The sequence below is a fragment of the Zavarzinia sp. genome, assembly GCF_041650655.1.
Lineage (GTDB): Bacteria > Pseudomonadota > Alphaproteobacteria > Zavarziniales > Zavarziniaceae > Zavarzinia.
Genome location: NZ_JBAZKR010000141.1, coordinates 1 through 8,477, shown reverse-complemented (window position 1 = coordinate 8,477; position 8,477 = coordinate 1). Strand labels below are relative to the sequence as shown.

Here is an 8,477-nt window from a genome sequence, read left to right as displayed (position 1 = left end):
GCGCAGATGCCACCGCAGCAGCCCGGTCGCCGTCTCGACGCACCGGGCTACCACCACCGAGAGGCTGAACTCGCCGTTGACGATCACCCGGTCGGTCTGAAGATCCTGCCAGGCGTCGCTACCCGCAGCCCGCAATCCGTCGAGCACCTCGCGGACGATTTCGGGATGGAGCTTGCGCAGCTCGCGGTTGATTTCGACATATCGGTAGTCGCGATCCGGCGTGAAGCCCACGAGGCCGTAGGCGCGAAGCAGGCTGCCAAAGCGAGAGCTATAGGCGCTACTGGATGGCATCCCCTCGCATTCGTCGATGACGATGCCGGACAGCAAACCCTTCTGTTGGTAGAGCTTCCTCAGAGATTGGAGCATCTCCTCGTCACTCAAACGGAAGGAGCGCGCGCTGATGATGGTCTTGGCCGCCTCGAACAATTCCCGTTCGACGACGGCCACGAAGGCGTCCGGCGACCTGATCCACATCTCGGGATCGTTCTGGACGCGCTTTTTCTTCAGCTTGAAGGAGCGGCGATTCCATACGTTGTCGCCGACGTATTTCTCGTTGATCAGAATCTGATGGACCGTTCCCCTGGTCCAGGGTCGTCCAAGATCGGTCGGTAGGCCCCGTTGGTTGAGATCGGCAGCGATCTCCCGCTCGCTGTATCCCTGATGGACGAAGGCTTGGTAGATGCCGCGCACCAGATCGACTTCTTCCGCCGGGCCAAGCGTCAGGATCACCCGATCGGTCTGGATGCTCTTGTGCTCCCCACGGCCCAGAACCCCTTTGATGACGCCATGCTCGTCGATCAGGGTTCGGCGGAGACCGAAGCCGGCAGGTCCGCCCTGACGGTAGCCCTTCTCGATCAGTCGGCCCTGGCCCGCAAACACCTTGGTCGATAGCTCGCGGCTATACTCGCCGGCCATCGCACGCTTGACGCCTTTGACGATGGTCGAGATCGGGCTGCCGTCGTTGTCGAATTGCTCCGCGCAATACTCGACGGCGATGCCGGCGCGTCGGCAGATATACTCGTAATAGGCGCTCTCGTCGGCATCCTGAAAACGCCCCCAGCGGCTGACGTCATAGACGAGAACCAAGGTGAAATCAGTGTTCCCGGACTGCACGTCCTCGATGAGCTGTCTGAGCGCGTCGCGTCCCTCAATCTTGAGGCCGCTTTTCCCCGCATCGGCATAGGTTCTGACGATCTCTATTCCGCGGGCTTCAGCATACTGCTTGATCGCGTCGGACTGGTTTTCGGTCGAATATTTTTGATGGTCCGTGGACATGCGGACGTATTCGGCAGCCCGAAGAGGACGTTCAGGCTGCCCTGACCGATCATCGTAAAGTCGCTGGCCCATCACATTACGCCCTCCCGAAATGCCTGCGGCGGTCCGGGCGACCTACCGCCGCAGCGCATGACGGGCCTCTGCCGCCACTCCGCACGGAAACCAGTTTAGCTGCGGAGAAAACGGAAGATGTTGCCGAAAACGGGCAGGAAATTTCCCCTATGGACAGGCGTTCTTGGCGGACGCGACACCTACGCGCAGACCATCGCCGAGTTGCTGCGCAAAGAGCATGGAGACAGCCGCCGTGCGATCAAGCAGCTCATGCGTCAGACGGACGCGAGCGAGAGGACCGTGAAGCATTGGCTCTCAGCGCAGCACGGGCCGGATACGGTGTATTTCCTGCGCCTGGTGGTTTCGTCGCCCGTCATCAGGGCCTTCGTGCTCGGCCTGCTCGAAGGCCCGGCGGCGATCCCGTTGACCGGCCCGGTGGATCGCATATCGCTTGCCAGAGCCCGTGAAGCCTATGCGGCCGGCGAAGCCGCTGGCGGACGTTCAGCAACGGGTGCGCGAGAATATGACCCTGAACGTGTCCCTGAACGTGACCCTATAAATGTCCCTGATCGGGCAGAGATCAATGAGCGACAACGCTGGTTTCTGAGCCGAGTCGTCGAGGGTCGATGCGACGCCAGGGAGATCGCGGCTGTTTGGGACGTCAGTCTGAAAACCGCGCGACGGGACATCGCCGCGCTCAAGGCGGCAGACCTCATATGCTATGTTGGATCACCGAGGAAAGGGCGGTATCGCAAGACGACTGGATAGCCGGAATGCCAGCTCGTGGAGGCCCCGAGGGCTCCGCCGAATCGGTGGGCTTGAATTGTGAGGCGGAAAGGATGAAGTTCGGTGCCGTGCGTAACGTGAACTCGCTGAGCGCGCTGATGATCGCCCGTGACGATCACGATAGCGCACTAAGTGCAGCTCCCAAACCCCGGCACCACCTTCAGGGGTTCTTCAAAAAAATCATTGAATATCAAAATGATAATGAACACCGTGGGATGTTGCACAACCACCCCTCCGGCGATCCGACTCCCAGCAAGGCCGACATCGACATGACCCGCGACCTGGCGACAGGCCTCAAAGCCGTCGGCATCGCCCTCCACGACCACCTGGTGATCGGCCGCCAGGGCCATGCGAGCTTCAAGAGCTTGGGCCTGCTCTGACCTTTCGTTGCAATAGGTGGGGCGGTCCGGCACACTGAAGCCTCGTCGGTCGGGCGTTGCCCGGCCCCATTCCAGCATGTGCCGGCCTGTTTCCCGTTCCGGCGGGAGACGATGCATGAACCGGGCGGCACCGCGGCGCTTCGGCCCCGCAACTGACCGAATGGAGGCATCATGCGCAATCGCGAAGCCCTCGTCCCCGTCCTGCCCGGCGGCCACTGCGCCGAATCCCGAGGCCCGGCCGCGTGACGGCGCCGACGGCGGCCGGACTGCCGCCGCCCGATGCCGTCGCCGTCCCGCTCGATTGCGACGCCCCCCTGATCGACAGCGTACCGCGGCCGCTGGCGCCCCGCGGTGTCTTCGTGCCGTGCCGCACGGGGCCGGCCGCGCCTCGCCATTCCCCGAAGGAGGGCTGCTGATCCGCGCGAGGATCGCCGCCTAGGAGTTTTGCCTCATGTACCGCCTGATCTTGATTTCCGACCGGATCGCCGAGAGCAAGGGCGAGGCCGGGCAGGCGCCCCGCCGCTTCCTGCATGATCCCTGCGCCACGAGGGCGGCATGAGCGCCGGCGCCGGACTGGCCGAGGCGATCGGCGCCCTCTCGCCCCTGGTGCCGGATTGGCTGGGCGCGCTGATCGTCCTTTCCGCCGCCATCCTGCTGGCGCTAGGGATGCATGCCTTGATGCGCCGGCTGCTCCGCCGCATGGCGCGGCAGGAACAGCCTTTCCTGCGCTCCCTCCTGACGAGGGTCGACCGGCCGGCCCGCTTCGCCCTGATCGTCGGCGCCATCGCCATGGTTTCCGGCGATCTCGCGCTGCCCTCGACATTGGCCGAGTTGCTGGGCCGGGCACTGGCGATCTGCTTCGTCGTGTTGGTCGGCTGGGCCGCCATGGTGGCGCTCCACATCGCCGGTGACTTGCACCTCCGGCGTTTTCGTATCGATGCCGAAGACAATCTCCTGGCCCGCAAGCACACGACCCAGGTCCGCCTCCTGCTCCGCGCCATGGATACGGTCATCGTCCTGCTCACCCTCTCCGCCGCGCTGATGACGTCGGAAACGGTGCGCCAATATGGCGTCAGCCTGTTCGCCTCGGCCGGCGTCGCCGGGATCGTCGCCGGGTTCGCCGCACGGCCGGTGCTGGCCAATTTCTTCGCCGGGCTGCAGATGGCCCTGACCCAGCCGATCCGGGTCGACGACGCCGTGGTGATCGAGGGCGAATGGGGCTGGATCGAGGACATCACCTCGACCTATGTCGTGGTGAAACTCTGGGACTGGCGCCGCCTCGTCGTGCCGCTCACCTGGTTCATGGAAAACCCGTTCCAGAACTGGACACGGGAGAGCGCCAATATCATCGGCAGCGTCTTCCTCCATGTCGACTATACGGCGCCGATCGAGGCGATCCGCGCCAAACTCGACGAGATCGCGCGGGCCTCGCCACTCTGGGACGGCAAGGTTCTCGTGCTTCAGGTGACGGATGCGACCCAGACCACGGTCGAGCTGCGTGCCCTCGTCTCGGCCGCCACCTCGCCGCGGTCCTGGGACCTGCGCTGTGAGGTGCGCGAGAAATTGCTCGCCTTCCTCAATACGGAATACCCGCAATGTCTGCCGCGCCTGCGTCTTGAAGAACGCCGATCCGCACCCGAAGTGACGTAGATCAATGCCACTCCCGCATGGAAATGCGTGGATGGATCATCGAGTTCAGGAGGGTGTCATGATGAATTTGCCGACGGGTTGGCTCGAAGGGACCGCGTGGTGGGTGCATATGGAGCAGGCGGTTGCCGCCGGGCTCGTCGCCATGCTGTCGGTAATGGCATTCCGCGCGTTGCAGCGTCAGGGCTTCTTCCATGTGAAGGCCCGCCGCCACCAGCATCATCACTGAGGTTCAGCGCGGCCTGAGGCAGATCATGGTGCCGAGGAAGCTGGCGACTTCGGCACCCTTGCCCGCCGCGTCATAGGCCGTCACCCGCGCCTCGACGGTACTGAGGGTGCGGCCCGAACGGATCACCTTGGCATCGGCGACGAAACGCTGGCCCGCCGCGGGCGCCATCAGGTTGATCTTGAATTCGACAGACATCACATTGGCGTCGTCCGGCATCAGGGTGAGCGCCGCGAAGCCGGCCGCCGTATCGGCGAGGCTGGTCGTGACCCCCGCGTGCAGAACGCCGTTCTGCTGCGTCAGGCCCTGGTCGAAGGGCAATTCCACGGCAACCCGCCCGGGCTCCGCCACGGTCAGCACCATGCCGATCCCGCGGGCGAAAGTCTGGCGGTCGAAGCTCTCCGCGATACGCTGGAAGAGCGGGTCTGTCTCACGCAACGGCAACATGGTCGAAGCGTAACAGCGAGTCATACCGCAACGCAACATGACATAGGGCGATTCACCCTTGCCAGGGGGGCCGGCCGTCCCCTATGTCACGGGCAAACCGGCGAACCTTCAGGCGACGCATCATGATCCCCCGTTACACCCGTGCAAAGATGGCCGACCTCTGGACTCCGGAGGCGCGCTTCCGCATCTGGTTCGAGATCGAGGCCCATGCCGCCGACGCCATGGTCTCCCTCGGCATCGTGCCGGCCGAGGCGGCCAAGGCGATCTGGGAACGCGGCGCCTTCGACGTCGAGCGGATCGACGAGATCGAACGCGAGGTGAAGCACGACGTCATCGCCTTCCTGACCTCGGTCGCCGAGCATGTCGGGCCGGAAGCCCGCTTCATGCACCAGGGCATGACCTCGTCCGACGTGCTCGACACCTGCCTCGCGGTGCAGCTCGCCCGCGCGGCGGACATCCTGATCGAAGACATGGACGGCCTGCTCAAGGTGATCGAGCGCCGCGCCTTCGAGCACAAGAATACGATCTGCATCGGGCGGAGCCACGGCATCCATGCCGAGCCGACCACCTTCGGCGTGAAGATGGCCCAGGCCTATGCCGAATTCGCCCGCGGCCGCGAGCGCCTGGTCGCAGCCCGGAAGGAAATCGCGACCTGCGCCATTTCGGGTGCGGTCGGCACTTTCGCCAATGTCGATCCCTCGGTCGAAGAATATGTCGCCGCCAAGATGGGCCTCGAAATCGAGCCGGTCTCGACCCAGGTCATCCCGCGCGACCGCCATGCCGCCTTCTTCGCGGCGCTGGCCGTGGTCGCCTCCTCGATCGAGCGGCTGGCGGTCGAAATCCGCCACCTGCAGCGGACCGAAGTGCTGGAAGCCGAGGAAGCCTTCACCAAGGGGCAGAAGGGTTCCTCTGCCATGCCGCACAAGCGGAACCCGGTGCTCTCGGAGAACCTGACCGGCCTCGCCCGCCTGGTCCGCTCCGCCGTCGTGCCGGCGCTGGAGAACGTCGCCCTCTGGCACGAGCGCGACATTTCCCATTCCTCGGTCGAACGCGGCATCGGGCCGGATGCAACCGTGCATCTCGACTTCGCCCTGGCGCGCCTGACCTCGCTCATGGACGGTCTCGTGGTCTATCCCGAGAACATGAAGAAGAACCTGGACCGGCTCGGCGGCGTCGTCCATTCGCAGCGCGTCCTGCTGGCGCTGACCCAGAAGGGCGTCTCCCGCGAAGACTCCTACCGGATCGTCCAGGAGAACGCGATGAAGGTCTGGCGCGGCGAAGGCGCCTTCCTCGACTTCCTGAAGGCCGATCCCAAGGTGACTTCGGCCCTCTCCGACGCCGAGCTGGAGAGCCTGTTCGACCTCGGCTACCACACCAAACACGTCGACACGATCTTCAGGCGCGTCTTCGGCCGCGCCTGAGTCTGGAAGTCTGGCCAGCAAAGGCCGGCCGGGCGCGTCTTCGACCGCGCCTGAGTCTTAACGTTCTGGCCGGCGAAAGCCGGCCGGGCGCCTCTTCGGCTACAGCTAAGGGGCGTTCGCCGGCCGCCGGCCGGTGAGGGCCGCCAGCAGCGGCTCCACCAGGGCGAGGCGGGTTTCCGCCGCCACCGCCCGGTCGCGCATCGCCGTCAGCGCCGCTTGTGCCCGTTCCAACTCGGTGGCGAGTTCGGCCACCTGGTCGCTCAAGCGCTCGGCGCGGAGTTTGGCCTTCAGGGCGTCGGTCTTCGCCCGGTCGGCCCGGTCGAGGGCCGCTTCCTCCCGCGCCTTCACCTCCGCGAGATCGCCTTCCGCCAGGCCGAGCGCGAGTTCGGCCCGGATCCGCGCCGGATCCGGCGGCCCCGGCAATTCCCCCGCCTTCCAGGACCGCACGTGGCGCAGCACGGTCGCCATGCTGCCGCAGCCGAGCCGGGCGCGCACGGCCCGGACGGTCACGGCCGCCCCGCCGCCGATGCGCTGCAGGGCGGCACAGGCGGTCGCGACATCCTGGTAGGAGATGCGGGTTTTTCGTTCCATAACGTTATGTAACATAACCGTGTTGCAGGCGCCACTTCTGGGGCCACGGCGGGCACGCTATGCTGCCGGAGAATCGCCTGGGGCGAATTTCGATAGGGTTTCGTCATGCCACGTCGCCTGGGGCCGCCGGCCACCGCCACTGCTCTTGCCCTGATCCTCGCCGCCGCCTTGCCCGCCAGGGCCGAAGATGCGGCGCCGGCTGCCGACGTTCCCGCCGCCGACACCCCAGCGCCCGAGGTGCCGGCCGTCGCACCGCCACTGCCGCCGCCGCTCGCCACCCCCGAACAGGCGGAGACGAAGACGCTGGGCGACTGGTCGCTCGAGGTCTACAAGCTGCCCAGCCAGCAGGAGACGCTCTGCGTCATCAGCCGGAGCTATCCGAGCGGTGACAAGCTGGGCTTCCTGGTCGGCAACAAGGGGCGCGGCCTGCTCTACGGCCGCCCCGACATGAAGGTGCCCGAGGGCGCCACCATGGATTTCGGCTTTTCGGTCGACGGCCGGCCGCCGCTCGGCCTGCGGGGCGGCGCCTATGATCCGAACACGATCATGTCGGCCCCCCTGCCCTCGCCCGAAGGCGAGAAGCTGCTGGCCGCCTTCACCCGCGGCAAGCAGGCGGTGATCGGCTCGAACGACCTCAAGGTGCGCTCCGAACCGCTCGACCTCGGCGGCGCCGGGGCAGCCGTCGCAGCACTCGATGCCTGCGCCAAGGACAATGCGATCAAGGTGGCAGAAATACCGGCCGGTGCCGTCCCCGCGGTCCCCACTCCTCCACCGGCACCGGGTGCCACCGTTCCGGGCGGCACTTTCACCGACCAGGGCTTCGCCGGCAGCGGTGGCATGGCCTTGCCCGCCCCCAGCGCCGCACCGGCAGCGCCTGCACCGGAAGCTCCCGCGGCCCCGGCAGCGGAGGCGCCCGCAACGCCGCCCGCCGCAGCACCGGAACCTCTGCCCGAGCCGCCGACGGCCGCCCAATCGGCGATCCGCGACGCCATTGCGTCCGAGGCGAAAAAGCGCAATGCCGGCGTCGGCTATGCCGTGGCCATGCCGAAGGACGTGACCGGCGACAAGAAGGACGACATCGTCCTCCTCTTCGTCCTGCTCGAAGGCAAGGATCGCCACGGCTATGCCACGGTGCTGAAGACCGTCGGCGCCGACAAGTTCCAGCGGACCAACACGGTGGCGCTCGGCGGCGTGCCGACCAACGACCCGCCCCTGTTCGAGGCGAGCAGCATGATCGTCACGCTGGAAGGGGCCAAGGAAGTCGAAGTGGTCTTCTCGGCCAAGGGGCTGACGGTCAAGAAGCGCTGATCAGTCCCGCACGGCGGCGGCCAGCAGCGCCTCGATCCGGGCCAGGCGCTCGTCGAGACGGATCATGGCCGCCTCCAGCGCCTCCAGCCGATGCAGGAAGGCACCCTCGGGCGGCGCCTCGAGCACCGTGCCGGCGCCGGCACGCCTGGCCACTTCCGCCGCCGGCACCGCCAGCAGGGCGGCCAAGGTGACCACCTCGACCGGCTTCAGTTCCCGCTGGTCCTTGTAGAGTTCGGCGATTGCCGTCTCGTCGATGCCGAGCGCCGCCCCGATCGCCTCCCGGCCGAGGCCGAGGAGGCGAAGCCGGGCATCGAACCAGGCGGCATCGAAGAACAGCGCCATCGG

The 8,477-nt window shown here is 66.4% G+C and carries 11 protein-coding genes; 7 read left to right on the top strand and 4 right to left on the bottom strand.

The features are described 5' to 3' along the window. Positions 1-1,347: recombinase family protein (locus WC493_RS20495; protein WP_373068011.1), on the bottom strand; the 1,347-nt coding region annotated here is incomplete at its 3' end. Between the two features lie 117 nt (positions 1,348-1,464). Between WC493_RS20495 and WC493_RS20490 the strand changes: the two genes are divergently transcribed. The 5 genes from WC493_RS20490 to WC493_RS20470 all read left to right on the top strand — a co-directional run bounded on the left by WC493_RS20490 (position 1,465) and on the right by WC493_RS20470 (position 4,368). Next, positions 1,465-2,094 carry a hypothetical protein gene (locus tag WC493_RS20490; RefSeq protein ID WP_299134354.1) on the top strand — a complete coding sequence of 210 codons (630 nt, stop codon included), beginning with the start codon at positions 1,465-1,467 and terminating at the stop codon, positions 2,092-2,094. A 71-nt stretch (positions 2,095-2,165) separates the two neighbouring features. Beyond that, on the top strand, positions 2,166-2,492 hold the full coding sequence (locus WC493_RS20485) for a JAB domain-containing protein (protein WP_373068009.1): 327 nt from the start codon (positions 2,166-2,168) through the stop codon (positions 2,490-2,492). 242 nt (positions 2,493-2,734) lie between these two features. Then, positions 2,735-2,908 (top strand): hypothetical protein, encoded by a 174-nt coding sequence (locus WC493_RS20480; RefSeq protein WP_373068007.1) that lies wholly within the window; start codon positions 2,735-2,737, stop codon positions 2,906-2,908. A 139-nt stretch (positions 2,909-3,047) separates the two neighbouring features. Continuing rightward, a complete protein-coding gene (locus tag WC493_RS20475) occupies positions 3,048-4,142 on the top strand; it encodes a mechanosensitive ion channel family protein (protein WP_373068005.1) in 1,095 nt (364 codons plus the stop codon). 58 nt (positions 4,143-4,200) lie between these two features. Beyond that, positions 4,201-4,368, top strand: coding sequence for a hypothetical protein (locus WC493_RS20470; protein WP_373068003.1), 168 nt, complete (start codon positions 4,201-4,203; stop codon positions 4,366-4,368). Between the two features lie 3 nt (positions 4,369-4,371). Here WC493_RS20470 and WC493_RS20465 read toward each other — a convergent pair whose 3' ends face one another. Next, entirely contained in the window at positions 4,372-4,812 is a 441-nt protein-coding gene (locus tag WC493_RS20465) for a PaaI family thioesterase (protein WP_373068001.1), read from the bottom strand. A 122-nt stretch (positions 4,813-4,934) separates the two neighbouring features. Between WC493_RS20465 and purB the strand changes: the two genes are divergently transcribed. Continuing rightward, the gene (gene purB, locus WC493_RS20460) at positions 4,935-6,233 is read left to right on the top strand and encodes an adenylosuccinate lyase (RefSeq protein ID WP_373067999.1); all 1,299 of its coding nucleotides are present in this window, start codon (positions 4,935-4,937) and stop codon (positions 6,231-6,233) included. Between the two features lie 105 nt (positions 6,234-6,338). Here purB and WC493_RS20455 read toward each other — a convergent pair whose 3' ends face one another. Beyond that, complete coding sequence (locus WC493_RS20455; RefSeq protein ID WP_373067997.1) at positions 6,339-6,824, bottom strand: DNA-binding protein; 486 nt, start codon at positions 6,822-6,824, stop codon at positions 6,339-6,341. 105 nt (positions 6,825-6,929) lie between these two features. On the opposite strand from WC493_RS20455, the gene WC493_RS20450 reads away from it, so the two are divergent. After that, positions 6,930-8,132 carry a hypothetical protein gene (locus WC493_RS20450; protein ID WP_373067995.1) on the top strand — a complete coding sequence of 401 codons (1,203 nt, stop codon included), beginning with the start codon at positions 6,930-6,932 and terminating at the stop codon, positions 8,130-8,132. Here WC493_RS20450 and WC493_RS20445 read toward each other — a convergent pair. Next, on the bottom strand, positions 8,133-8,477 hold a 345-nt coding region (locus WC493_RS20445), incomplete at its 5' end, for a hypothetical protein (RefSeq protein ID WP_373067993.1).